Source organism: Vreelandella zhanjiangensis DSM 21076 (assembly GCF_000377665.1).
Classification (GTDB): domain Bacteria; phylum Pseudomonadota; class Gammaproteobacteria; order Pseudomonadales; family Halomonadaceae; genus Vreelandella; species Vreelandella zhanjiangensis.
The window spans coordinates 854797-878336 of the sequence record NZ_KB898646.1; the positions used below are offsets into that span (position 1 = coordinate 854797).

At 53.2% G+C, this 23540-nt stretch carries 22 protein-coding genes; 11 read left to right on the plus strand and 11 right to left on the minus strand.

What is annotated here, in order from left to right; all coding sequences use genetic code 11:
* Positions 1-59: 59 nt before the first annotated feature.
* Both D467_RS0103855 and D467_RS0103860 read left to right on the plus strand, forming a co-directional pair.
* A complete protein-coding gene (locus D467_RS0103855) occupies positions 60-1190 on the plus strand; it encodes an ABC transporter substrate-binding protein (RefSeq protein ID WP_018916194.1) in 1131 nt (376 codons plus the stop codon).
* Between the two features lie 12 nt (positions 1191-1202).
* On the plus strand, positions 1203-2606 hold the full coding sequence (locus tag D467_RS0103860) for an exonuclease domain-containing protein (protein ID WP_018916195.1): 1404 nt from the start codon (positions 1203-1205) through the stop codon (positions 2604-2606).
* Positions 2607-2625: 19 nt separating this feature from the next.
* Here D467_RS0103860 and D467_RS0103865 read toward each other — a convergent pair whose 3' ends face one another.
* The 3 genes from D467_RS0103865 to D467_RS0103875 form a co-directional block, all read right to left on the minus strand.
* A complete protein-coding gene (locus D467_RS0103865; protein ID WP_018916196.1) occupies positions 2626-3450 on the minus strand; it encodes an alpha/beta fold hydrolase in 825 nt (274 codons plus the stop codon).
* A 77-nt stretch (positions 3451-3527) separates the two neighbouring features.
* Positions 3528-4196 carry a 7-cyano-7-deazaguanine/7-aminomethyl-7-deazaguanine transporter gene (locus tag D467_RS0103870; protein ID WP_018916197.1) on the minus strand — a complete coding sequence of 223 codons (669 nt, stop codon included), beginning with the start codon at positions 4194-4196 and terminating at the stop codon, positions 3528-3530.
* A 139-nt stretch (positions 4197-4335) separates the two neighbouring features.
* On the minus strand, positions 4336-6249 hold the full coding sequence (locus D467_RS0103875; RefSeq protein WP_018916198.1) for a propionyl-CoA synthetase: 1914 nt from the start codon (positions 6247-6249) through the stop codon (positions 4336-4338).
* Between the two features lie 483 nt (positions 6250-6732).
* Between D467_RS0103875 and D467_RS0103880 the strand changes: the two genes are divergently transcribed.
* The gene (locus D467_RS0103880) at positions 6733-7050 is read left to right on the plus strand and encodes an ArsR/SmtB family transcription factor (RefSeq protein ID WP_018916199.1); all 318 of its coding nucleotides are present in this window, start codon (positions 6733-6735) and stop codon (positions 7048-7050) included.
* A 16-nt stretch (positions 7051-7066) separates the two neighbouring features.
* On the opposite strand, the gene sohB is transcribed toward D467_RS0103880, so the two are convergent.
* The gene (gene sohB, locus D467_RS0103885; protein WP_018916200.1) at positions 7067-8110 is read right to left on the minus strand and encodes a protease SohB; all 1044 of its coding nucleotides are present in this window, start codon (positions 8108-8110) and stop codon (positions 7067-7069) included.
* A gap of 148 nt (positions 8111-8258) precedes the next feature.
* Between sohB and D467_RS0103890 the strand changes: the two genes are divergently transcribed.
* Positions 8259-8567, plus strand: a complete 309-nt coding sequence (locus tag D467_RS0103890; protein WP_018916201.1) for an SCP2 sterol-binding domain-containing protein — start codon at positions 8259-8261, stop codon at positions 8565-8567.
* 18 nt (positions 8568-8585) lie between these two features.
* On the opposite strand, the gene nudC is transcribed toward D467_RS0103890, so the two are convergent.
* The 4 genes from nudC to D467_RS0103910 are packed head-to-tail and all read right to left on the minus strand — an operon-like array spanning position 8586 to position 11370.
* Positions 8586-9365 carry an NAD(+) diphosphatase gene (gene nudC, locus D467_RS0103895; protein WP_018916202.1) on the minus strand — a complete coding sequence of 260 codons (780 nt, stop codon included), beginning with the start codon at positions 9363-9365 and terminating at the stop codon, positions 8586-8588.
* Complete coding sequence (gene dnaQ / locus D467_RS0103900) at positions 9358-10095, minus strand: DNA polymerase III subunit epsilon (protein WP_018916203.1); 738 nt, start codon at positions 10093-10095, stop codon at positions 9358-9360. Before dnaQ ends, nudC begins: the two co-directional genes overlap by 8 nt.
* Positions 10095-10565, minus strand: coding sequence for a ribonuclease HI (gene rnhA, locus D467_RS0103905; protein WP_018916204.1), 471 nt, complete (start codon positions 10563-10565; stop codon positions 10095-10097). Before rnhA ends, dnaQ begins: the two co-directional genes overlap by 1 nt.
* Before the next feature lies 1 nt (position 10566).
* Complete coding sequence (locus tag D467_RS0103910; protein WP_018916205.1) at positions 10567-11370, minus strand: class I SAM-dependent methyltransferase; 804 nt, start codon at positions 11368-11370, stop codon at positions 10567-10569.
* A 99-nt stretch (positions 11371-11469) separates the two neighbouring features.
* Between D467_RS0103910 and gloB the strand changes: the two genes are divergently transcribed.
* The 6 genes from gloB to D467_RS0103940 all read left to right on the plus strand — a co-directional run bounded on the left by gloB (position 11470) and on the right by D467_RS0103940 (position 19229).
* On the plus strand, positions 11470-12237 hold the full coding sequence (gene gloB / locus D467_RS0103915; RefSeq protein ID WP_018916206.1) for a hydroxyacylglutathione hydrolase: 768 nt from the start codon (positions 11470-11472) through the stop codon (positions 12235-12237).
* Between the two features lie 30 nt (positions 12238-12267).
* On the plus strand, positions 12268-13479 hold the full coding sequence (locus D467_RS0103920) for a transglycosylase SLT domain-containing protein (protein ID WP_018916207.1): 1212 nt from the start codon (positions 12268-12270) through the stop codon (positions 13477-13479).
* Between the two features lie 142 nt (positions 13480-13621).
* The gene (locus D467_RS0103925; protein ID WP_371827758.1) at positions 13622-15433 is read left to right on the plus strand and encodes an extracellular solute-binding protein; all 1812 of its coding nucleotides are present in this window, start codon (positions 13622-13624) and stop codon (positions 15431-15433) included.
* Between the two features lie 64 nt (positions 15434-15497).
* Entirely contained in the window at positions 15498-16571 is a 1074-nt protein-coding gene (locus tag D467_RS0103930; protein ID WP_018916209.1) for a microcin C ABC transporter permease YejB, read from the plus strand.
* Between the two features lie 2 nt (positions 16572-16573).
* Positions 16574-17644: an ABC transporter permease gene (locus D467_RS0103935; protein ID WP_018916210.1), complete on the plus strand. Its 1071-nt coding sequence runs from the start codon at positions 16574-16576 to the stop codon at positions 17642-17644.
* Entirely contained in the window at positions 17637-19229 is a 1593-nt protein-coding gene (locus tag D467_RS0103940; protein WP_018916211.1) for an ABC transporter ATP-binding protein, read from the plus strand. Before D467_RS0103935 ends, D467_RS0103940 begins: the two co-directional genes overlap by 8 nt.
* Positions 19230-19354: 125 nt before the next feature.
* Here D467_RS0103940 and D467_RS0103945 read toward each other — a convergent pair whose 3' ends face one another.
* Entirely contained in the window at positions 19355-20059 is a 705-nt protein-coding gene (locus D467_RS0103945) for a pseudouridine synthase (RefSeq protein WP_018916212.1), read from the minus strand.
* Entirely contained in the window at positions 20059-20874 is an 816-nt protein-coding gene (locus tag D467_RS0103950; protein ID WP_018916213.1) for an amidohydrolase, read from the minus strand. Before D467_RS0103950 ends, D467_RS0103945 begins: the two co-directional genes overlap by 1 nt.
* A gap of 73 nt (positions 20875-20947) precedes the next feature.
* On the opposite strand from D467_RS0103950, the gene rarD reads away from it, so the two are divergent.
* Entirely contained in the window at positions 20948-21856 is a 909-nt protein-coding gene (gene rarD / locus D467_RS0103955; protein WP_018916214.1) for an EamA family transporter RarD, read from the plus strand.
* Here the strand turns inward: rarD and D467_RS0103960 are convergent.
* Positions 21827-23485, minus strand: a complete 1659-nt coding sequence (locus D467_RS0103960) for a methyl-accepting chemotaxis protein (RefSeq protein ID WP_018916215.1) — start codon at positions 23483-23485, stop codon at positions 21827-21829. The two genes, rarD and D467_RS0103960, sit on opposite strands and share 30 nt — an antisense overlap.
* Between the last annotated feature and the right edge of the window lie 55 nt (positions 23486-23540).

A 23540-nucleotide genomic window follows, 5' to 3' on the forward strand; every position in this document is an offset into this window, starting at 1 on the left:
GGTCATCCACGGATTGACAGGGCTAAACTCCGCCGTCTAGATATCAGGAGTGACCGATTATGTTGCACTGCCTTTCTCGTTATGGGCATTCACGTTTATTCATGGTGACGTTTTGTTTATTGTTCTTATTTTCATCAGCTTACGCAGAGGAAGCCAATACCCAAGATGAACAGCCAGTGCTCTCTTTGGAAAGTGATATTCAGTTCCTTGATACACTTTCGCCACTTACTGACAGCGAAGTAAGCGATGAAGTGCCCGCGGCCGTTCTCTCATTGCCACCGCCACTTGAGCCACCGCCGCTTAAAAGCATCTCGGTAATGCTCGACTGGTATTTAAGCCCACAACATGCCGCCTTGGTGGTCGCCCAAGAGCGCGGCTTATTTACTGCGCAGGGTTTTGATGTGGAACTACAAACGCCCGCCGACCCCACTATCGCTATCAAGCTGCTGGCCGCAGGAGAAGTTGATTTAGCCCTCACGCGCCAGCCGCTTCTACATTTGCTTGCCCATGAGGCTATGCCCATCACGCGTATTGCCACACTGATTGAGACGCCTTTAAACGCCGTGATTGTAAAAGGCGAGGCTCAGCCTGAAAATATAACGCATCTTTCAGGGCTGCATTATGGGTACTCCACCCGGGAAGGTATCGATATTATGCTACCCGAGCTTGTGCCGCGCTCGGTACGTCAGACCGACGCTTTCTTATCTCCGCAAAGCGTATATTTTAATCCGGTCAGCGCATTCGATGAAGGAAACATCGACGCTATTGCCGATGGCTTTTTTCATTTTTTACCTCAACAGCTAGCCGCTAACGGTATTACCACGCACACCGTGCGCTATCATGACTTAGGCATCCCTCGTCATGACGGCCTAATTATCATCGCCAACAGTGATTCGTTGGCGAAACAAGCCAATACATGGTCACGCTTTTTAATTGCCTTGGATGAGGCAAGCGATTGGATCGTGGAAAATCCAAGTCAGGCCTGGCAGCTATTAACGGATGCTCACCCAATACTTGATAACCCCATCAATGCCGACGCCTGGCAGGATATTTTACGCAGAATCGCATTAAGCCCTGCGGCACTGGATACCCGCCGCTATGCAGCGTTTGAAACTTATCTTTTAAAAGAAGGCCTAATCGACGCTGAACTGCCCATCTCTCGTTTAGCCGTTGACCCTCATACCCTTTAATACAGGAGCGCTATGGCCAGTGCGCTGACAGAAATACCGCTAATTTTTATTGACCTGGAAACCACCGGAACTAGCGCAACGCGGGACCGGATTACTGAAATTGTCGCTCTTAAAATCATTAATGGGCACCAGGTAGATAGCTGGTCTAGCTTGATCAATCCTGATATTAGAGTGCCGCCAAATATCAGCCAGCTAACCGGCATCGACGATGACATGCTCGTCGATGCCCCCTGCTTTGAAGACATTGCCGAGTCGCTGCGCGTTTGGCTGGGTGATAACCACCGCTTGGTTGCCCACAATGCACGCTTTGACTATAGCTTTCTGCGTAACGCCTTTAAGCGCGTAGGCATCGAATATCGAACGCCGATTGTCTGCACGCTGCGCCTATCTCGCCGACTGGCTCCGCTGGCGCAACAGCATAATTTAAAAGCCCTGCTTGAACGCTATGACATTATTAACTCGCGCGCGCATCGGGCAAGTAGTGATGTGAACGCGCTATGGTCACTTTGGCAGGCTTGGCAAACGCACTATGCAGACGACACATGGCAAACCGTACTGACTGAGGAGCAACGACACCGCACGTTGCCTGCCCATTTGGATAGCCGTCAGCTGGAAGGGTTACCCGAATCGCCAGGGGTATATTTCTTTTATGGGCATAACCGGCTCCCTCTGTACGTGGGCAAAAGTGTCAATTTGCGCCGCCGGGTATTGAGTCATTTTCAGCGTGACCATCAAGACAACAAAGCGATGCGCCTCGCACAGCAAATTCATCATATTGAGTGGGAAGAAACCGCAGGCGATCTAGGCGCGCAACTGCGTGAAGCCCAGCTGGTTAAGTCGATGATGCCGATTATGAATCGCCAGCTACGCAAACAGCGCAAGCTAACCACCTGGCACTGGCCGTCAGGGGAAAACTACCCCACCCTGGTTAACGGCGACGTGCTGAGCCAACCCACCGACGGGGCGCTCTTCGGGCTTTTTCGCAGTGCCAGAGACGCCAAGGATACGCTGCGTGCAACAGCTGAAGAGCATAAGCTTTGCCTTCAGGTGCTGGGCATTACCAAAGGCAAAGGGCGCTGTTTTGCCCGCCAGTTAGGTAAATGTAACGGCGCCTGTGAAGGTGTGGAGACGTTGCAGGCACATACCCAGCGAGCCCAGTACGCGTTGGCACAGCTGCAGATTAAGGCGTGGCCCTGGGAAGGACGAATCATTATTCAAGAAAAACCCGAGACGGGTGGGAAAAGCGCCTGGCATGTTGTTGATCACTGGTGCTACCTGGGCAGTGCCGATACGTTTAAAAAAGCTCAACGTCTAACCGGCGCCACCCCGGCTTTTGATATTGACAGCTATCGTATTTTAAACCGTTTTTTACGTGCCCCGGAACAGCACGGGCTGACCGTTAAAACCTGTTACTAACCGCTATGGGTAAGAGCGTTTAACGGCAAGCCCACTGGGCCTTATCGTGATGCTCAATAAAAGCTTCAACCGCCTGCTGGAATGCTTCCGGCTGTTCTGCATGCAGCCAATGGCCAGCATTTTTCAGCGTCACAACGCGTGCCCCCGGCAGCACTTCACGCAAAGCGGGCAGCAAATCGTCGGTAACGTAGTGTGATTCGGCGCCACGCAGCACCAGCGTGGGTCCTTCAAAGGGGCCGTCGCCGGCGGGTAGGCCAATTATATTGCCATAGCCACGCTGGATTTCATCAAGCCCGATACGCAGCCCTAAAATGCCTTCCTCGTTCCGGGCTAAATTAGTAGCTAAAAAAAGCCGCGTGGAGCGCGAGTCCACATGTTCCGCCAACAGGTCGTCCGCTTCACGGCGATTTTTAGGCTGCCCTTCTCTAACGCGTTTAAGCGCTGCAAAAACATCATCATGGCCATGCTCATAGACCACCGGCGCAATGTCGCCGACCGTCAGCGTTACCACGCGCTCTGGCGCCAGCCTGGCCAAACTAATAGCGACTTTCCCGCCCATTGAATGGCCCAGCACATGCGCTTGGGTAATAGAAAGCTTATCGAGCAGGGCCAATACATCCTGGCTCATGGTGGCATAGCGCATATCGTCGCTATGCGGTGAGCGGCCGTGATTACGTAAATCTACCGCAATGACACGCCGCGAACGCTGCCAGGCTTTCAAATGGGAACGCCAGTTATCAGCGCTCCCCATTAAGCCATGAATCACCACCAGGGGCGTGGAATCGGGAGCGCCTTCACTGTCCATTTCCAGATAATGAAGATCAACCGTGGCAGCGTCAGTCATATAAACTCCCTAAATATTGATTAAACAACAAACCCGCAGGCCATTATCTCATTACCTATAAGCGCTAAGCCACTCTACTACGCCATACGGGGGGAGAGATCAGTTTGCCCGGTCCAGACCACCAGACGGCGTGAAAGCCAGGCCAGCAGCAGACCGTATAGAGGTAGAAAGAACAGCAGGCTGATAGCGAGTTTTATCACGTAATCAACGGCAGCAATTTCAATCCAATTAGCCGCCATAAACGCGTCGGGGCTGTTATAAAACGCCGTCGAGAAGAAAGCGTAGGTATCGGCAAGGTTTCCCAGCACCGTTGAGCAAACAGGGGCTATCCACCAAGCCAGCTGTCGCAACCGGTCAAACACCTGCACATCCAACAGCTGCCCGATCACATAGGCAAGAAAGCTTGCCAGCGCAATCCGTGCAACAAACAGATTCCATTCACCCAGTGCTTCAATCCCGGCAAAGCTTCCGCGTGGGAACACCACGGAAACCACATAAGAAACCACCAAGGCAGGCAGCATGACCCTTAAAACAATCGCCCGGGCGGCACTTTTACCGAAGAGTCGAACCGTTAAATCAGTGGCTAGAAAAATGAACGGAAAGCTAAACGCTCCCCATGTGGTATGAAAACCAAACAGGGTAAACGGAAGCTGAACAAGGTAATTACTGGCAGCAATAATACCGATATGGAAGGCAACCATTACGAAAAGGCAACGGCGGTACTGCGTATCACTTAATGCAAACATGCAAGATGACCTTTTTTTACAAGCCAAGAGGGGTTAGGGAACCCTCATAAGAAAGCGCATAGCGCTGCTGGGCGCGCATTATACGCTTTCTTAACCGCAATAAAAGCCAGCTGCCCTGCTTAAAGCAGCTCACCTTAGCTCAATCGAGAGGCGTTGCCTTCTCAGCCGTACCGATAGCACGCTCGCACATGGCGGTATGTACCTCATCAAGGCTTGAAGGATCATCAATGGTCGACGGAACCCCAAAAGCCTTACCGTCCGCGATATTGCGCAACAGCTTGCGTAATATTTTGCCCGAACGGGTTTTAGGCAGGCGGTTAACTACAAGAACCTGCTTAAAACAGGCAATAGGACCGATATAGTCGCGCACGCGGGCAATAAGTTCGGCTTCAAGCTTTGCTTCATCACCATTAAAGCCATCTTTAGGGATCACCAGACCAATCGGAATTTGCCCTTTGAGCACATCATGAATGCCGATAACCGCGCATTCAGCTACAGCGGGATGCGCGCCTACGACCTCTTCCAACTCGCCGGTCGATAGCCGATGCCCGGCAACGTTAATAACGTCATCGGTACGCCCCATGATAAACAGGTAGCCGTCTTTATCGAAGTAACCACCGTCGCCGGTCAGGTAATAACCCGGGAAAGCTGCCATGTAGGCGCTATGAAAACGCTGGGGGTCCCGCCAAATACCGCTTAAGCACCCAGGCGGCATGGGCTGCTTGATGACCACACTGCCCTGCTCCATCGGGGCTGCCGGTTCGCCATCACGCCCTAGCACTGCGACATTAAAACCCGGCACAGGGAAGGTTGCAGACCCAGGTTTGATAGGCATTGAATCAAGCCCCGGCTGATTGGCGGCAATCGGCCAGCCGGTTTCGGTCTGCCACCAGTGGTCAATTACCGGCACATCCAGCAGATCATCTAACCAATGAAAGGTAGGAGGGTCAAGCCGCTCGCCTGCGACAAACAGGTGCTTCAAACTGCTGATATCATAACGGGCAAGCAGTTGGGCATCTGGGTCAGCTTTCTTGATCGCCCGGAAAGCCGTAGGCGCGGTAAAGAAGCTTTTAACCTTGTACTCCTCGATGACCCGCCAGAAGCTACCCGCATCGGGCGTATTTACCGGCTTGCCTTCATAAACAACGCTGGTGCAGCCACGCAGTAGCGGTGCATACACAATATAGGAGTGGCCAACCACCCACCCCACATCAGAAGCCGTAAAAAAAACGTCGCCGGGGTTCAGGGCATAAATTGCCTGCATTGAGTACTCAAGCGCCACGGCGTACCCCCCCGTATCACGTACCACCCCTTTGGGCTTACCAGTCGTGCCTGAGGTATACAGAATGTAAAGAGGATCCGTGCTGAGTACCGGAACACATTCAGCAAAAGCGGCCTTGGCAACTATCGCGTCCCAGCAGTGATCAAGTGCCGTCAGCGTTGCCGGGCATATGTCACGCTGATAGACCACGCAGGCATCTGGCTGATGGGCACTTAAGCCAAGCGCCTGATCAATAATCGGCTTGTAGGGGATTACCTTATCCACCTCAATACCACATGAAGCGGCAACCACCACTTTCGGCTCGGCATCTTCTATTCTGACTGCCAGCTCATGCGGGGCGAAGCCGCCAAACACTACTGAATGCACCGCACCTAAGCGTGCACAGGCATACATGGCAACCAGCGCTTCGGGAATCATGGGCATATAGATCACCACACGATCGCCCTTTTCAACGCCCAGCGCGGAAAGCGCCCCGGCGAAATAAGCCACCTGATCACGCAGCTGCTGATAGGTGAGGGTTCGCTTGGACTGGGTGACTGGGGAGTCCCAATAAATCGCTGGTTGGTCAGCTCGGCCATTTTCAACGTGGTAATCAAGCGCGGCATAGCAAAGGTTTATTTCGCCATCGCTGAACCAGCGTGCGTGCTGCTGATCGTCATACGTAAGAATCTGGGTTGGTGGGGTAAACCATGGCAGACGTTGGGCTTGCTCGGCCCAGAACTGCTCGGGCTGTTCGTTCGCTTGCAGGAAAGCTTCTTGGTAGCGGCTCATAACGACCCTATCTTTATTGTAGTAACGAAGCGAGGCACATGGCTGATACTGTATAAAGTAAATTCCGTCTCTACCTTCATACTATGGGCTAGAAGCTCATCCAGGGAGGTTAAAAGCGACTAAAGATGTAGAATTATTTTAAAGACTGTTTCTTGGAATTGTTTTTCAATGCTGTTTTCAAGAACAGTTTTCAAGGGCTGTTTTTAAAAACCGTTTTTAAGTACTGTTCTAGGTACTGCTTTAAGTACTTTTTCAGAATCGTTTCGTTAAAAGCTGGCTCGACGATCGCTTTGATTGTTGACAAATCAGCCAAGACTTACCATTGATTAATCGTTAAACAAAGGCTTGGACAAAACTCGCTAAATTACCGATGATTAAATTAACAATCTTCGCGCCGCGACGATGCCATAATAATTTATAAAAATGCCATTTCTAAAACGCTGCAATGACTACTACCCATTCAGTGTAGGCAAGGAGATCATCATGTCTGCGTCCTCAAGCGCTGCACGTCTGCTTGAAAATAACTGCCAGGCCCTTGAGGCAGGCACTAACCTTTTAAAAGCCTTGGCAAATGAAAAAAGGCTGCAAATTCTATGTCTGCTGGCGGAGAAAGAGCTTTCCGTCACGCAAATCAACCAACAGCTTTCACTTAGCCAATCGGCACTTTCCCAGCATCTAGCGATTTTACGGCGCGATGAACTAGTCAATACCAGGCGGGAGTCACAAACTATCTACTACTCATTGAGCAGCGATAGCGCCAAAGCGATTTTAAACACTTTGGCGCTTCACTATACGGCATGAAAGCCCAGCGTCTGGCTTAGCGGCGCTGCCAGCCCGATGCTTCCAGCATGCTTAGCGCTTTTAGCATGGCGCTTTCGATACCCGCCGATACCGCCAGACCAAATTTCCGGCTGAGGGTTTTCGGCGGCTCAAGCCTAACCCGGTAAACGTTCGCTTCTGCCATGCGCTCGACCAAATAGGCTTCGCTGGTGCCCACGCTATCAATCAACCGGTTCGAGAGCGCTTCACTGCCGTACCATATCTCGCCTGTTGCCAGCGTCTCGATATCCATATCGGGCCGATGTTCGCTGACGTAATCCTTAAACAAACGATGAGTATTTTCCAGATCTTCTAAAAATTTCTCGCGGCCCTCTTTAGTATTTTCCCCGATCACTGTTAGCGTGCGCTTATATTTACCCGCGGTGAGTAGTTCAACATCGATATCATGACGCTTAAGCAGGCGGTGCACGTTAGGTACCTGCGCCACGACGCCAATCGAGCCGATCACCGCAAAGGGTGCAGCCTTAATATGCTGAGCCGTACAGGCCATCATATAGCCCCCGCTCGCCGCCACCTTGTCGATGCAAACGGTAGTCGCAAGCCCCGCGCTTTGTAACCGATCCAACTGAGCTGCTGCCAGTCCGTAGGCGTGGACAAGCCCGCCTGCTGATTCCAAACGCACCACGACTTCGTCACTGGATTCGGCAACATCAATGATTGCCGACACTTCCTGGGCAAACTGCTCAGTTTGAGAGGCCTTGATATCGCCATGGAAATCCAGCACCCACACTCTGGACCTTGGCTGAGCGGCGTCTTTGCCCTTCGCTACTTTGTGACGGTTTTTATCTTCCTGACGAAACGCCTTGATCAGCTTTTTACGGGCACCCTGCTCCGTTGCCGCAACGCGAAGGCGCCGCTTACGCGACCGGCGCTGGTCATTTAGCAGCTCAATATGTAGCTTGAGGTCACTTTCATGAGAACCTTTGCTGCGCAGGATAAGTAGGGCTCCAAGACCTAGCAGCATCACCACAATCGTGGTTTGCACGACGAAAGTGCCCATTTCTGCCATCCATTCACTCACGTACACTCTCCTATGACGAGGTTAAACTGGCGATTGATATCAACTCACGCAGCTTGATCAACACAGTTGTTTAAAATACTCTCATTCACATTCTTTGGGTCATTACGCATCCGTTTACACGTATTTTTGAAATAATGGAGATATTGTTATGTCAGTTAACACGCTAGAAAAGTTACAAGCCCGCTTTAATCCTGAAGCTGCCGAAGGCATGGATGAAGTATTCCAGTTCCACTTTTCGGATGCTGGCGACCACTATTTAGTCATCAAGGATCGTACTCTGGATGTTCAAGAAGGCGAACACGATGATCCGTCGGTCAGCCTGAGCATGAGCACCGACACCCTTAAAGGCATTATGAGCGGTGACATCAACGGTATGACGGCATTTATGACTGGCAAGCTTAAAGCCACCGGTAACGTTATGTTGGCCACCAAGCTAACCAGCCTATTTCCTAACTAATTCCTCATAGCGTGGCGATTAGCGCCAGCGCGCTAAATGCGTTTCAATTAATTCACGCGAAATTGAATACGGCGGCGGCAGTGACGGTAGCTGCCGCGGTGAAAACCAGGCCGCATCGCTAATCTCAACGCCATCGATCTGAATACGCCGGGTAGTCGCCTCCGCAAAAAAACCAAACATCAGTGAGTGCGGAAACGGCCATGCCTGGCTTTGATAGTAGCGCAGCTGATCAACGTGCACGCCCACCTCTTCAAACACTTCACGATGAACGGCCTCCTCGGCTGATTCACCCGGTTCAATAAACCCCGCCAGTGTCGAATAGCGCCCGGGAGCAAAGCGCGGGCTGCGGGCCAACAGCATCGCTTCACCGCTGGTTACCAGGGTAATAATGCACGGCGAGATGCGCGGATAGTTGCGATGCCCGCAAGCATGGCAGTGCATGGCAAACTCAGCGGCAAGCTTGGTAGCCTGTGCGCCGCAGCGCCCACAGAAGCGATGGTTTTCAAACCAGGCGCCCACCTGCAAAGCCGTAGAAAGCAGACTAAACCAGGAAGCAGGTAGCTCTGCCATCCATTGCCGCCCATCAATCCAGTCAGCGCCGGGCTCTTTTTCAATCAACAGCGCCACCGGCTCATCATCCCAGTAGCACAGTGGTTGCATCTGCTCCGTCCACGGCTGTAAGGGCTGTAGCGGGGTCAGCATCTGATCACCCGCTAATGGAGCGGGCGCCAAATGGCTTCGCGAAACGTAAACGACCCGCCCTTCGCGTGCATCATGTGGAATTTCACGCCTAAGCATTGTGACCACTTTCCTCAAACCAATTGAGATTATGAGCCTGACATTTAGCCTGGTGGGCCGCGTGCTCTTCAGCGGTAGGCCGCACCACGCGCAGCTGCCCTGGGCTAAGGCTCAAGCGTTGAACCGAAAGACCCTCGCTTGACGGGTTAGCCTGCTGTTCATTCGAAGAAGCTTCCGAGTCCAGTGTTAATGCCGTTTGACCACCGGTCATGGCCAGATAAACGTCGGCTAGAATCTCGGAGTCAAGCAAAGCCCCGTGAAGTACGCGGTGGCCGTTATCGATATCGTAGCGCTTACATAGCGCATCCAGGCTATTACGCTGGCCGGGGTGAAGCTCCCGCGCCATGGTGAGCGTATCCAGCACGCGGCAATACTGACGAACGGGCCCTAACGGCGTGCCGCCGCGCTGCTGGTTAAGCCTGCCAAACTCGTGATCCATAAAGCCCACATCGAACGGCGCGTTATGAATTACCAGTTCCGCCCCTTCGATAAAGGCCCAGAACTCGTCGGCAATCTGGGCAAACACCGGCTCGTTGGCGACCTTTGCATCATCGATCCCGTGAATCGCGACGACTTCGGCGTCAATGTGGCGTTCAGGATTAATATATTGATGGTAGGTACGCCCGGTAAAACGCCGGTTGATCATTTCTACGGCGCCAATCTCGACAATGCGATGGCCATCTTTGGGATCGATACCAGTGGTCTCGGTATCCATGATTATTTGGCGCATCACGCTCTCCTCTGATGTTGCTCATCGATTGCTTCATTAGCGAGCTCATCGGCACGCTCATTACCTGGATGGCCACTGTGACCTTTTACCCAGTGCCACTCAATCGTGTGGCGATGGGTCTCTTCATGCAGTTCTTTCCACAGCTCGGCGTTTTTAACGGGCTGCTTGGCAGCCGTTTTCCAACCCCGCTTTACCCAGTTATGTATCCACTGGGTAATTCCCTGACGGACATATTGGGAATCCGTCCATAAGGCTACTTCACACGGTTGGTTAAGGGTACGTAACGCCATGATCGCGGCCATTAATTCCATGCGGTTATTAGTGGTGTCAGCTTCATAGCCCTTTAGGGTTTTCTCATGCTCGCCACTAAAAAGAATGACGCCCCATCCACCCGGACCTGGATTACCTCGGCACGCACCATCGGTATATACCGTGACCTGTGGTAGGCGCTCGGCCGCTTGATTACTCACTCTATCTATCCTTTATTGGCTGGCGTTGGCTCAATATGTCTTGATGAGACTGGCAGTGCGACGGTTTGCCGCTGCGTGTAGCACCCAGCGATGAGGAGGAAACCGGGCTTGGCAGGGTAAATTTTACCCGCTTAACGTGAGCCGATTGCTGACGTCGCTGCGCCTTAATCATATAGCTCTCCCCCCACGGCAGGTTGTGCCGACGCCCCATTGCCTCCCACCCTTCACGACAAGACGACTTCATCAAGCCTCTAAAACAGCAATAGTCTACGCGCTCGACCTCAAAATCGACAAACGCCAACCAGTCGCGTAGTCGGCCAGGCTTATGCCGCTCACCGTTCCAGGGGAATGACGGGCGACGCTTGCGCCATCGGCGCGTCAAGCCGTTGATCCCCATTGGGTTGAAGCCAAACAGCACCAGTATGCCGTTGTCGGCGGTTACCCGCGCCGCCTCCTGTAACGTGTGGTGGGCATCGTCCAGATGCTCTAGCCAATGATGAATGATCACTACATCCATGCAGCGATCAGGCAGCGCTAGATGGTCAGAGGGGCAAACTAGCGTCGACGGGCTGGTTGCCAGTTCATAGGTTGGCGCCCAACGAATGGCATGCGGGATCGCTGACATGGTCATTAGGTCAGGCCCCATACTCATCTCTAAACTATGCCGCCCAGCCCGGCTTTCAACCACCGGTCCCAGGCAGGCCCGCTGCATGTCCCAAAGCGAGCGGCCGGCATCGGTTTGCCAGTAAGGCTGGCTACTTATCAAGCGCTTGGCGATTGTAGTGGCCCTTGTCGAATTTGACATGAACAGCGCTTCCCTCCAAAGTAACGGCTTTTTAACCACATCTCTGCGTCTTTTCAACGTACTTAACAGCAGGTTTGCAACCCTAAAAGGATCTCGCCCATGATGAGCGTGACACCGATTCCCGCCCTTAGCGACAACTATATTTGGCTATTAAGACAAGATACCAGTCAAAGTGTTTGCGTGGTGGATCCAGGTGACGCTGATCCTGTCATTGAACTCTTAGAGCGCGAATCACTGACGCTGGATACCATCCTTATTACCCATCACCACCACGATCATACCGGTGGACTGGCCAAGTTAATCAAGCGTTACTCTCCTCACGTGATTGGTCCCGAGAACCCAACGATCAAGGGCATTAGCCAAACCGTGGGTGAGGGCGACCAAATACGCATTATGGGCCGCCTGTTTGAAGTCATGGCGACGCCAGGCCATACGCTTGACCACATAAGTTTCTATACGCCGGGCATACCGGCGCTGCTGTTTTGCGGCGATACCCTGTTTTGCGCGGGCTGCGGCCGCTTGTTTGAAGGCTCGCCTGAACAAATGCAGACCTCGTTGAACAAATTAGCGGAACTACCTGAAGATACGCTGGTCTTTGCTGCTCATGAATATACGCAGGCAAATCTTGTCTTTGCCCAAGCAGCTGACCCAGAGAATGACAACGTGACATACGCCTTAAAGGAATGCGAAAAGGCCAGGGCGTTAGACCGCCCCACCTTACCCAGCACGATAGGACGCGAGCTGAAAATTAATCCCTACCTGCGTGTAAGCACACCCAGCGTGCGCAATGCGGCAGGTGAACAGGGTGCTAATGATAACGACCTCGCGACGTTCACCACTCTGCGTGAGTGGAAGAACCGATTTTAAGAATGCTATCGAAACCAAACGAATGACACTATGACCTATCGAACGATTCGCCAGCGCTTAATGCTAAGCGCTGGCAGTACGCTAGTTATGGGCCTATTACTGGCCGCTGCAGCAAACTCACAAGCATCAACCCCCGCGTATAATACTTCCTATACGCCCACGGCATCTGACGACGTCGGCACCCCCGTAACAGTGCAGCCCACCTCGTTTCACAGCCATTTTTGGGAAGCCTTAACGCTGGAACCGCAGGATGCCTGGACAAAATTACGCGAAAGCTTTCAATGGCAGGACTTAACCCTGCCCACCGACGCCCAGGCACGGGTTGACGAATGGATCGAGTACTACCGTTCAAGCCCACAAAATATTGCCACCATTACCGAACGCGCCACCCCCTGGCTTGCCTGGATCACTCAGCAGGTAAGTGAACGCGGTCTGCCTGGTGAAATAGCGTTAATTCCTTTCGTGGAAAGCTCTTTTGATCCCAGCGCCAAAAGCCACCGCGGTGCCGCCGGGCTGTGGCAGTTTATGCCGGGTACGGGCGATGCGTTAGGACTAGTGCGTAACGGTAACTACGATGGACGATTAGACGTTATCACGTCCACCGCGGCCGCGCTGGACTACCTGGAAATGCAGGCCGATGAGTGGTATCACGGCGACATTATGCTTTCGTTAGCCGCTTATAACGCCGGTGCTGGCACTGTGAATCGCGCACAACGTAATGCACAAAGCCAGGGGTCGACAGGCGATTACTGGGATCTTTCACTGCCGCATGAAACCATGCAGTACATCCCCAAGCTCAAAGCCATCGCCACTATCATCAACAACCCCGAGCAATTCAACGTGGCCTTGCCAGACATTAATCTGGATCCCGCGTTCGCCAAAGTTCAGCTGGAACAACCGCTAAGCATTGCTCAGGCATCACAGCTTTTAGATGTCAGCCAGACGGCGCTAGCCGAGCTAAACCCTGGTCTGCTAAACGGCAGTATCGACCCACGCAACGTACAAACGCTGCTGGTTCCTGAAGAAGTCGATACTCAGGTATTAGCTCAGCTTTCGCCCACTACGTCTACAGAGCTTGCCTCTACCCAAACGCCGGATATTCACCGCGTTGAAAGTGGGGACAATCTGTCAGCCATTGCCAGCCGCTACAATGTAAATCAGAATGACTTAATACGCTGGAATGCCCTCGACCGCCCCGAGGCCATACGACCAGGCCAGCTCCTGACCCTTTCAGGACGTTGAGTTAAAAAAACGCTGATCACATGGGACGTAACCAATGCCGCGTGGTGTTCTGTTTGTAAAGACGTTTTTAATCGTCAACTGTTTGCTGTTGAGCCTGTCAGCCTCTGCTCTCGATACACAGGCTGACTCCCAATGGGAGGCCATGACAGCAGACGGAGTAACGGCCGCAGATGTATTGCCGTCAAACACCGCGCCCATTGAAACCATGCATGGCTTATCGCTTTATGATAGCCCTGAGCTTCCGGCAGATTTTGCCTACTTTCCCCACGTCAATCCACAGGCGCCTAAAGGCGGCACCATCACCCACACCGCCGTGGGCAGCAGCTTTGACTCTACCAATCCGTTCATTATTCGCGGTACGCCCGCCACCGGCATATCGCAGATCTACGATACCCTGATGGTGAGTAATCCGGGTGAGCCATTCAGCCTTTATGGCTTGCTAGCCGAAGGCGTGCGCCTGGACCCGAACCGTGAATGGATGGAATTTGATCTGCGACCAGAAGCACGCTTTCAGGATGGCGAGCCCGTCACAGCTTATGATGTCGTATTTAGCTTTAACCTGCTGCGTGAGAAAGGCAATCCGTTTTACGCCAGTTATTATGCCGACGTTGAGCAAGTCGTTGCGCTAAACGAGCATCAGGTTCGTTTTGAGTTTTCGAGCACAGAGTCTCGTGAATTACCGTTAATCGTTACCCAACTTCCCATCCTGCCCCGCCACTATTGGGAATCGCACGATTTCACCGCGCCCACGCTTACTGCACATCCAGGCTCCGGCCCCTATCGTATTAGCGAGGTCGACCCTGGGCGGCGCATCGTTTATCAGCGTGATGAAGACTATTGGGGCAAGGATCTGCCGGTTAACGTTGGCCGCTACAATATTGATCGGGTGATTTACGATTACTATCGTGACAGGGATATCGCCTGGGAAGCCTTCAAGGCGGGCCTGACAGATTTTAGAATTGATGCGCGAGCGGCCACCTGGGCGATTGGCTACGATTTTCCGGCGTATCGCGAAGGGCTGGTTAAACGCATTACGGTACCTGATGTAAACCCTTCATTGATGCAGGCGTTTGTTTTCAACCTACGCAAAGAAAAGTTTCAAGACCCGCGAGTTCGCGAAGCGCTTAGCCTGACCTTCGATTTTCCCTGGCTGAATACCAATATTTTTTACCATGCCTACCAGCGCACCGAGAGCTATTTTCAGAACTCAGAAATGGAAGCCGCTGGCCCTCCGTCAGAAGCGGAGCTTGCCCTGCTGGAACCTTTCCGCGAAGAGCTTTTAGCATCTCATCACTCAGACAGGCTATTTACCGACTCACTGCCTATTGATCAACCGGCCGAGATTCGTGAACGGCTGCGCCGGGCACTTGAACTACTTCATGAAGCGGGCTACCAAGTTGAAGACGGCGTATTGGTTAATGAGCAGACAGGAGAGCCTCTACGCCTAGAGGTCATGCTTTACGACGCAAGCCTTGAGCGTGTAGTGCAACCAATGCTTAGAAACATGGCGCGCCTTGGGGTACAAACCTCCATGCGAATTGTGGATATCAACCAATACCTCAATCGTCAGCGTAATTACGATTACGATATCGTGATCAGCCATTTCCCCCAATCCAACAACCCCGGTAACGAACAGCGTGACTTCTGGAGCAGTGCTGCTGCTGAGGCGCCGCAAAGCCGTAACCGAATGGCGCTTGCTCACCCGGCAGTGGATGCATTAGTTGAGGAGATTATTAGCGCGGAGAACCGGGAAGAACTGGATACTGCGACGCGTGCGCTTGACCGCGTGCTGCGCTGGGGATTTTACACGATTCCTCACTATCACTCCGGCGAAACGCGTATTGCGGTATGGGATAAGTTCGGCTACCAAGAGCCTTTCCCAGAGTACGCGATGGATTTAGATGCCTGGTGGGTCGACACCAACCGCGAAGCTGCCTTGCAGCGTCGTCGTTGAGTCTGGCCAGGCCACAAAAAATACTAATCACAATATCCAAGTCACACGACTCACGGAGTGCACTGTGGCACGCTATACACTACGCCGACTGCTGTTAATGATCCCCACGCTGGTGGGGATCATGCTGCTCAACTTTATGATTGTTCAGGCAGCCCCCGGTGGGCCGATTGATCAGATGTTGGCGCGCTTTGAAGGCGCCAATGCCATGGCCAGCACGCGCCTGGACATGGGCGGTGCCGATGTACAGGTAAGCGATGACTCGCGTGGCGCACGCGGTATTGACCCCCGGTTTATCGAACAGCTAGAACAGCAGTTTGGGTTCGACAAGCCTGCCCACGAGCGTTTTATTGGCATGATGGCGGATTATCTTACCTTCGACTTCGGAACGAGTTTTTTTCGTGATCGCCCGGTTATCGACCTGATGATTGAACGCCTGCCGGTATCGGTTTCATTAGGGCTATGGACCACCCTGCTGGTCTACTTGATTTCCATTCCCCTAGGCATCCGCAAGGCGTTACGACACGGCTCACGGTTTGATGTGTGGACCTCAGGGCTAGTGATCGTCGGCTACGCCATACCCGGGTTTCTTTTTGCGATCCTGCTGATTGTGCTTTTCGCAGGCGGCACCTATTTAGACTGGTTCCCGCTGCGCGGATTAACCTCACCGGATTTTGCCGACCTGTCCACCTGGGGCAAGATAAAAGACTACTTCTGGCATATCACGCTGCCGGTGACGGCGGCGGCCATTGGCAGCTTTGCAACGCTAACCATGCTGACTAAAAACAGCTTTTTAGACGAGATTCATAAACAGTACGTACTGACGGCGCGCTCCAAAGGAGCCACCGAGCAGCGCATTCTGTATGGCCATGTGTTTCGCAACGCCATGCTGATCATCATTGCGGGTTTACCGGCTGCCATGATCGGTATTTTCTTTACCGGCGCGCTGCTGATTGAAGTCATTTTCTCACTCGATGGTTTGGGACTGCTGGGGTTTGAGGCCGTTATGCAGCGGGATTATCCGGTAATTTTTGGCACGCTTTTTTTATACACGGTGATTGGATTGCTGCTTAAACTGATTTCCGACCTGACCTATATGTGGGTAGATCCGCGTATCGACTTCGCTTCAAGGGAGTCGTGAAGATGTCTATCAGTTCACGGCTTTCACCAATTACGCTGCGTCGGCTTGCGGCTTTCAAGGCCAATCGCCGGGCGCGCATTTCGCTTTGGTTATTTGGCGTACTGTTTATTTTAAGCTTATTTGCTGAACTCATCGCCAACGACAAGCCGCTCATTCTGCATTACGACGGCCAGTGGTACGCACCGCTGCTGGTTGACTATCCAGAAACCGAGTTCGGCGGTTTTTTACCCACTCGAACAGATTATCTGGACCCCTTTATTCAGCAGCAGATTAACGAGAATGGCTGGGCGCTATGGCCGCTTATCCCGTTCTCCTATCAAACGCTGGATATGCAGATGACAGAGCCTTCCCCCGCGCCGCCCGATACCCGCCACTGGCTGGGTACCGATGATCAAGGCCGTGATGTACTGGCCCGCGTCATTTATGGCTTTCGGCTCTCGGTTGCCTTTGCCCTGGTGTTAACGGCAGGTTCATTGGTAATGGGTGTACTGGCAGGCGGTGTGCAGGGTTATTTTGGTGGCAAGGTGGATCTTATTGGCCAGCGGATAACCGAAATATGGTCGGGTCTTCCCGTCCTGTTTCTGCTGATAATTCTGGCAAGCTTTGTGCAGCCGGGTTTTTGGTGGCTGCTGGGCATTATGCTGCTGTTTTCCTGGCTGGGCCTGGTCGATATTGTCCGCGCGGAATTTTTACGCGCCCGCAATCTGGAATATATCCGCGCTGCAAAAGCCATGGGGCTGCCTTCACGCCTGATAATGTGGCGCCATGTCCTGCCGAATGCCATGGTCGCCACGCTTACGTTTATTCCTTTTCTCTTTACCGGAGCGATCGGTACGCTGACTGCGCTGGATTTCCTAGGCTTTGGTTTGCCACCAGGCTCTCCCTCGCTGGGTGAGCTTGCCGCCCAAGGTAAAAACAACCTTCATGCGCCGTGGCTTGGGATTACGGCGTTCATGACGCTGGCCATTATGCTCTCGCTACTCGTGTTTATTGGCGAGGGCCTGCGCGATGCCTTTGATCCACGCCACGTAAAACCGCGTCTTAAACCCGCGCAGGAAGCTAACCATGCTTAAACCACTGCTTCGCCTCGACAACCTGACCATTGCTTTTGATGGCGCAGTGGTAGTGGATGCCCTAACGCTTACCGTCAATGCCGGTGAAACCCTGGCTATCGTGGGTGAATCCGGGTCTGGCAAGTCAGTCTCAGCATTAGGCGCCATCAATTTATTGCCCAGTAATGCCGAAGTAAGCGGTGGGCGCTGGCTTGAGGAGACAGACCTTAATAAGCTTACCCGCCGAGATTGGAATGCGGTACGCGGCAATCGTGTTGGATTTGTCTTTCAAGAGCCCATGACCTCGCTTAACCCGCTGCATCGTATAGGCAAGCAGATTGGCGAAGCGCTACGCCTGCATCAGGGGCTTCGCGGGCAGGCAGCACGTACCCGGTCGAAAGAACTTCTAGAGCAGGTCAAACTGCCCCGCGCTGATGAGTTGCTTGAGGCATGGCCACACCAGCTTTCCGGCGGCCAGCGCCAGCGGGTGATGATTGCCATGGCCATCGCCAACAACCCGGCGCTGCTGATCGCCGATGAGCCCACGACAGCGCTGGATGTTACCGTTCAGCAAGACATACTCGCCCTTTTAAAAGAGCTTCGTGATCAGCACGGCATGGGTATGCTGTTTATTAGCCACGATCTTAACCTGGTACGCCGTTATGCCGAACGGGTTTGCGTCATGTATCGCGGTAAAATTCAGGAAATAGGGCCGGTTGAAGAGGTGTTTAACAACCCGCAAAGCGACTACACCAAAGCGCTTTTAGCGGCAGAACCTGAAGGCAGGCCTGCGGCACTTGCCGCCACCAAGCCACTACTCACCGCGCGCCAGCTAAAAGTCAGTTTTGAGCGCCCCAAAACGGGATTATTCAAGCGTCAGCCGCCCCCTTTCGAAGCCGTCAAGGCAACGGATTTGACGATTGCCCCAGGTGAAACGCTGGGCATCGTCGGTGAATCAGGCTCGGGCAAAACCACGCTCGCCTCCGCGATCATGCGCCTTGTGCAGAGCCGGGGAGAAATCAACCTGGGCGATGTTCCGTTAAGCCAGTTGACGGGCAATGCATTACGCCGCCAGCGCCATCGTTTGCAGATGGTCTTCCAGGACCCTTATGGCGCGCTTTCGCCGCGTATGCCGGTATTTGATATCGTCAGCGAAGGGCTGCGCTTTCATTACCCTGATTTGCCCCTCAGCGAAGTAACCCAACGCGTGCATCAAACTCTGCATGAAGTGGGCTTACCGGAAAGCTGTGCGGCGCGTTACCCGCACGAATTTTCCGGCGGGCAGCGCCAGCGTATTGCCGTGGCCAGGGCGATTATTCTGGAGCCTGAGCTATTAGTACTGGATGAGCCGACCTCGGCGCTGGACCGCACCGTGCAAAAGCAGCTAGTTACCCTGCTGCGCCAGCTACAGGAACGCCGCCAGCTGAGCTATCTGTTTATTAGCCACGACCTGGCCGTCATACGCGCCATGGCGCACCGTATTATGGTGTTAAAAGATGGTGAAGTGGTTGAACAAGGGTCCTGCCTTGACGTTCTCGCCTCGCCCCAGCACCCGTACACCCAAGCATTAATTGCGGCCGCCCATTTGCGCCAACTACCTGCTTAACGATTTAAGCGTTTGAGGGAGAATGTGTTATTTCAAGGCAACAAACAAAGATAACGGTATAAATTATAGAGGTTTGTTCCGGCGCTATTGCTTGGTGCAATAGCGCCGAGAACGCATGACGTGCTTTAGAAGCTGGCTATTTCTTCTGCGGTTAGCTCACGCCATTCCCCTGGTGCCAAATCATTGGGTAACGTTATATCGCCTATCGATTGGCGGTGCAGCGCATTCACATGATTCCCCAGGGCGACAAACATGCGTTTCACTTGGTGATAGCGCCCTTCGGTAATGGTCAGCTCGGCTTGGGTCGGCGTTAGAAAGCGTAGCAATGCGGGCTGAGTTGGCGTCTCCTCACCTTCAAGCATAATGCCTTCGGCTACCTGGTTAATGGCCCATTTAGCGGCGCTACCTTCTACCGGTTCAGCAAGTTCGGCAATATACACCTTCGCGCAGCGATGGCGTGGCGAGGTAACCCGGTGTGACCACTGGCCGTCGTCGGTGAGCAACAAAAGCCCCGTGGTATCGGCGTCCAACCGCCCTACTGGTTGCAGGCGCTCCACTTTAGGCAGGTCAATCAAGTCGATAACGCGCGGATAAAGACCCCGCCTGGCGGTGCACTCCACATCCGTGGGTTTATGCATCATAAGGTAGCGAAGCCCGACCAGTTCGAGCTTTTCGCCATTAAACGTTACCTCATCTTGCTCGGTATCAATCTGGGTGGCCGCTTGCTTGATAGGTTTGCCATTTAAGGTAACGTCACCATCTTTAAGCGCCCGTTTGGCCAAGCTACGCGTTAGCGGGGTTGTTTCACTCAGAAAGCGGTCAAGGCGCATTATTGACCCACTCCTGGCAGTAGCGAAAAGCGGTCGGCATCTTGCCAGGCAGGAAATTTTTCACGAAAAGCATCTAATTCCATTTTATCTAGCGTTCCCGTTTCAATAAACGGTGTATTTGCAGGGTGGTCAATGAGCGGTTCGCCCTTAAAATCGACCAGCATGGAGTCACCACTGTAAGCCAGCCCTTTGGCATCTTCCCCTACCCGGTTGACCCCGACGACATAGGCAAGGTTTTCAACCGCTCGGGCTTGAAGCAGCGTTCGCCAGGGTTGGCGGCGCGGCGCTGGCCAGTTAGCAACACAAAGTAGCGCATCATACTCGAAGTGCTCATTGTCTGCTGGCTGTTGGCGCGACCAAACGGGGAAACGCAGGTCGTAGCACACACTTAAGAGTAATTTGAACCCTTTAAGCTCGACTATCTGGCGAGTTTTACCCATGCCATAACGTTCGTGCTCACCCGCCATGCGAAACAGATGCCGCTTATCGTAGTAGCTAGCCTCGCCTTCTGGGGTGGCCCATACCATTCGGTTGTAATACTGTCCGTCATCGACAATTGCGACACTGCCGGTCATCACGCAGTTACGTGCCTTCGCCTGGTCCAGCAACCAGTTAACGCTTTGGCTTTCCGCCATAGGCTGGGCCATTTCACGGGAATTCATGGTAAATCCCGTGGCAAACATTTCAGGCAAGACAATAAGGTCGGTGTCGCGGCTGTCCAAATCGCCTAGCAGCTGAGCTAGATGTGCATGGTTTGCCTGCGGATCTTCCCAGCGCAGGTCGCACTGAACAAGGCTCGTTTTAAGCTGACTCATGCCACTTCTCCTTTCGGCCAGTATGTTTTTCAAATTATGTGCTAGATTAGCATTTTTAGTTAATGAGGCTGCTATGCTTTCCACGTCAACTCGCGATCCCCAGGCAGTCAAAGGCGTCACGTTTGGCTTAACTGCCTACATTATGTGGGGATGTTTTCCGCTATTTTTCGCGCTGTTTGACGGCATTCCAGCCTTTGAAATTCTTATTCATCGAATTTTATGGTCGTGCCTTTTCCTGGTCGGCTTGATTACGTTTTTAAAGCGCTGGGCACCCGTGACCCAAGCATTAAGCCAGCCCAAGCGCCTGGGCCGCGTGCTGATCTGTGCATTGCTGATTGCCTTTAACTGGGGCCTTTACATTTATGCCGTCGAAAGCAAGCAGGTGCTCCAGGCAAGCTTAGGCTATTTCTTGACACCTTTGGTCAATGTCGCCCTAGGCATGCTGGTGCTGCGTGAAGTGATGGCCCGCCTACAACTAGTTGCTCTGGGGCTAGCAAGCCTTGCCATCGCCATTCAGTTTGCGATGTTGGGTGAGCTGCCCTGGATCAGCCTAATGCTCGCGCTCAGTTTTGGTAGCTATGGGCTGTTTCGCAAGCAGGTGCCGCTTGATGGCTTGTCGGGCCTATTTGTGGAAACTCTGCTGCTCTTCCCCCTCGCTCTTATAGCGATTAGCTGGCTTAGTTGGCAGGGCGATTCGCACTTTCTTTATGATATGCCCATGAGTGGGCTGCTCATTATCAGTGGCGTATTAACCGCACTGCCGTTAATGGCGTTCGCGGGTGCTGCCCGACGCTTGAGGCTCTCGACGTTGGGCTTTTTGATGTACATCAACCCCAGCATTCAGTTTTTGATCGCGCTAACCATTTTTGGCGAGCCGCTGGGTATGATTCAGCTCGCCACCTTTATCATGATCTGGCTGGGGCTTGCGCTTTACTCATGGTCATCCTGGCAATCACGCCCGCGCCAAGCCGTTGTGAGCTAGCTGATTCTGGCCTGAATGTGATACCGCCAGAGAAACCTCGTCTCTGTCAGAAACACGCTCCGGCTGGTAGCCCACGCGAAAACCGCCCCAATGCTTACCGTTAATAAAAATCGGTACGGAAAGGTCATGCATCACCTCACCCGTATCGCGTTTATAGGTTTGTAGTAGTAAGGGCTGGGTATGTGTGCCGCACCGACTGCCGGTAGGATCATCGAAGATGCGCTTACTCCGGCAGTATTTTAAGTCATGCGCACTATCCCCCGTTGGTGCGCGGCTTACCGCAGCATTATGGGTAGGCACGTAGCCGTTGCGATCACAGGCAATCGCGTAGCTAAGTTCATACCCTGTAAGCAGCGGCTCCTGAAGGTCAGGTAGCACTTGATCGGTAAAATCATCAAACGCCGTACGATACAACGGCGGCTGAGTGCCCGTTATTTTTTGGTAGTCCGGCTGAAATAGCGCTGACTCTGAAAGCGCACCGCTTTTGAGAGCTTTCTCAAATAGCCTGCCAATGTGATCAGCGGCTTGGCGTGCCACACTGAATACCTGCTGATGGCGCCCCTGCAGGCGCTGCTGGGCCAGCTCTCCGTCCACCCCTTCGGCTGCCTCCATCAAAGCCCGCGCCTGCGCCGCCAGGTCATGCATATTGCGATTACCTTCATCTACATCGCTTTCCAACTGACGTAGGCTGTCGGCCACGGTTTGACTATGGGCTTTGGTCGTTTCCATGGCGTCAGCGACGCTGGTGATTTCACGCTGAACATGATCGAACTCGTGGGTAATAGTACCCAGCCCCTCGCCTACTTGGCTCATACCCTGGGAGCGCTCGCGGATACGCATCATTAGTGCCCCCAGCGTAGTGGCAACATCCTGGCCGCTTTCGTGCATATCTTTAACCAGCGTCTCGACACTTTGGGTTGCGGTTGAGGTTTTTAATGCCAAGCTGCGTACTTCGCCTGCAACTACCGCAAAGCCCCGCCCATGCTCCCCGGCTCGGGCGGCTTCGATGGATGCGTTAAGTGACAGCAGATGCGTTTGCTCAGCGATACCCTCAATCATTGAGGTGACTTGACGTACTCGCTCAATTTTATCGTTGAGGAGCGTTAACATCTCAAGCGCCTGGTCCGAGCGTTCAGCTACGTCACTCATATCACTGACGATATCGGCAAGCTCAGCGTGATTATGGTGGCTGGATTGACGGGCTTTTTCGGCAAGTGCTGCCACTTGGCTGGCACTGGTACTCACCTGCAAGATAGCGGCATTGATCGCCGCCATGCTGGAGGACGCCTCCCGGGCCATTGTTTCCTGCTTGCCAAGGCGCTGATCCATCAGATCGGCATAGTGTGAAACCTCAGCCGATGCGATGGCCGTACTGCTAGCTCGCTGCATCAGCCGATACGCCATGGCCCGTAGCGAGCCATAATCCTTAAGCGGTTTGAATCCACGCATAGGCTGGGCCAGGCGCTTTTGACTGGCTAAATACACGCTTAGTTGAGTATTGGCGACCATTCCGGCGCCAGCTAACCCGGCACACACAAGCGCAAGATAGGTTAATAGACTGGCCTGCGCTACTAACCAGACCGATAGTCCCAGCAGCGCCAAAGGCGCCAGCAAACGAAGTAGCCGCATGTGGAGTACTCTTTTTTAATTAACGTTATTGAGTAGCGTTACAGATTTGGCGCTT

Coding starts and splice junctions, on each gene's coding strand:
- D467_RS0103855 (WP_018916194.1), top strand. CDS start 60: ATGTTGCACTGCCTTTCTCGTTATGGGCATTCACGTTTATTCATGGTG.
- D467_RS0103860 (WP_018916195.1), top strand. CDS start 1,203: ATGGCCAGTGCGCTGACAGAAATACCGCTAATTTTTATTGACCTGGAA.
- D467_RS0103865 (WP_018916196.1), bottom strand. CDS start 3,450: ATGACTGACGCTGCCACGGTTGATCTTCATTATCTGGAAATGGACAGT.
- D467_RS0103870 (WP_018916197.1), bottom strand. CDS start 4,196: ATGTTTGCATTAAGTGATACGCAGTACCGCCGTTGCCTTTTCGTAATG.
- D467_RS0103875 (WP_018916198.1), bottom strand. CDS start 6,249: ATGAGCCGCTACCAAGAAGCTTTCCTGCAAGCGAACGAACAGCCCGAG.
- D467_RS0103880 (WP_018916199.1), top strand. CDS start 6,733: ATGTCTGCGTCCTCAAGCGCTGCACGTCTGCTTGAAAATAACTGCCAG.
- D467_RS0103890 (WP_018916201.1), top strand. CDS start 8,259: ATGTCAGTTAACACGCTAGAAAAGTTACAAGCCCGCTTTAATCCTGAA.
- nudC (WP_018916202.1), bottom strand. CDS start 9,365: ATGCTTAGGCGTGAAATTCCACATGATGCACGCGAAGGGCGGGTCGTT.
- dnaQ (WP_018916203.1), bottom strand. CDS start 10,095: ATGCGCCAAATAATCATGGATACCGAGACCACTGGTATCGATCCCAAA.
- D467_RS0103910 (WP_018916205.1), bottom strand. CDS start 11,370: ATGTCAAATTCGACAAGGGCCACTACAATCGCCAAGCGCTTGATAAGT.
- gloB (WP_018916206.1), top strand. CDS start 11,470: ATGATGAGCGTGACACCGATTCCCGCCCTTAGCGACAACTATATTTGG.
- D467_RS0103920 (WP_018916207.1), top strand. CDS start 12,268: ATGACCTATCGAACGATTCGCCAGCGCTTAATGCTAAGCGCTGGCAGT.
- D467_RS0103925 (WP_371827758.1), top strand. CDS start 13,622: ATGACAGCAGACGGAGTAACGGCCGCAGATGTATTGCCGTCAAACACC.
- D467_RS0103935 (WP_018916210.1), top strand. CDS start 16,574: ATGTCTATCAGTTCACGGCTTTCACCAATTACGCTGCGTCGGCTTGCG.
- D467_RS0103940 (WP_018916211.1), top strand. CDS start 17,637: ATGCTTAAACCACTGCTTCGCCTCGACAACCTGACCATTGCTTTTGAT.
- D467_RS0103945 (WP_018916212.1), bottom strand. CDS start 20,059: ATGCGCCTTGACCGCTTTCTGAGTGAAACAACCCCGCTAACGCGTAGC.
- D467_RS0103950 (WP_018916213.1), bottom strand. CDS start 20,874: ATGAGTCAGCTTAAAACGAGCCTTGTTCAGTGCGACCTGCGCTGGGAA.
- rarD (WP_018916214.1), top strand. CDS start 20,948: ATGCTTTCCACGTCAACTCGCGATCCCCAGGCAGTCAAAGGCGTCACG.
- D467_RS0103960 (WP_018916215.1), bottom strand. CDS start 23,485: ATGCGGCTACTTCGTTTGCTGGCGCCTTTGGCGCTGCTGGGACTATCG.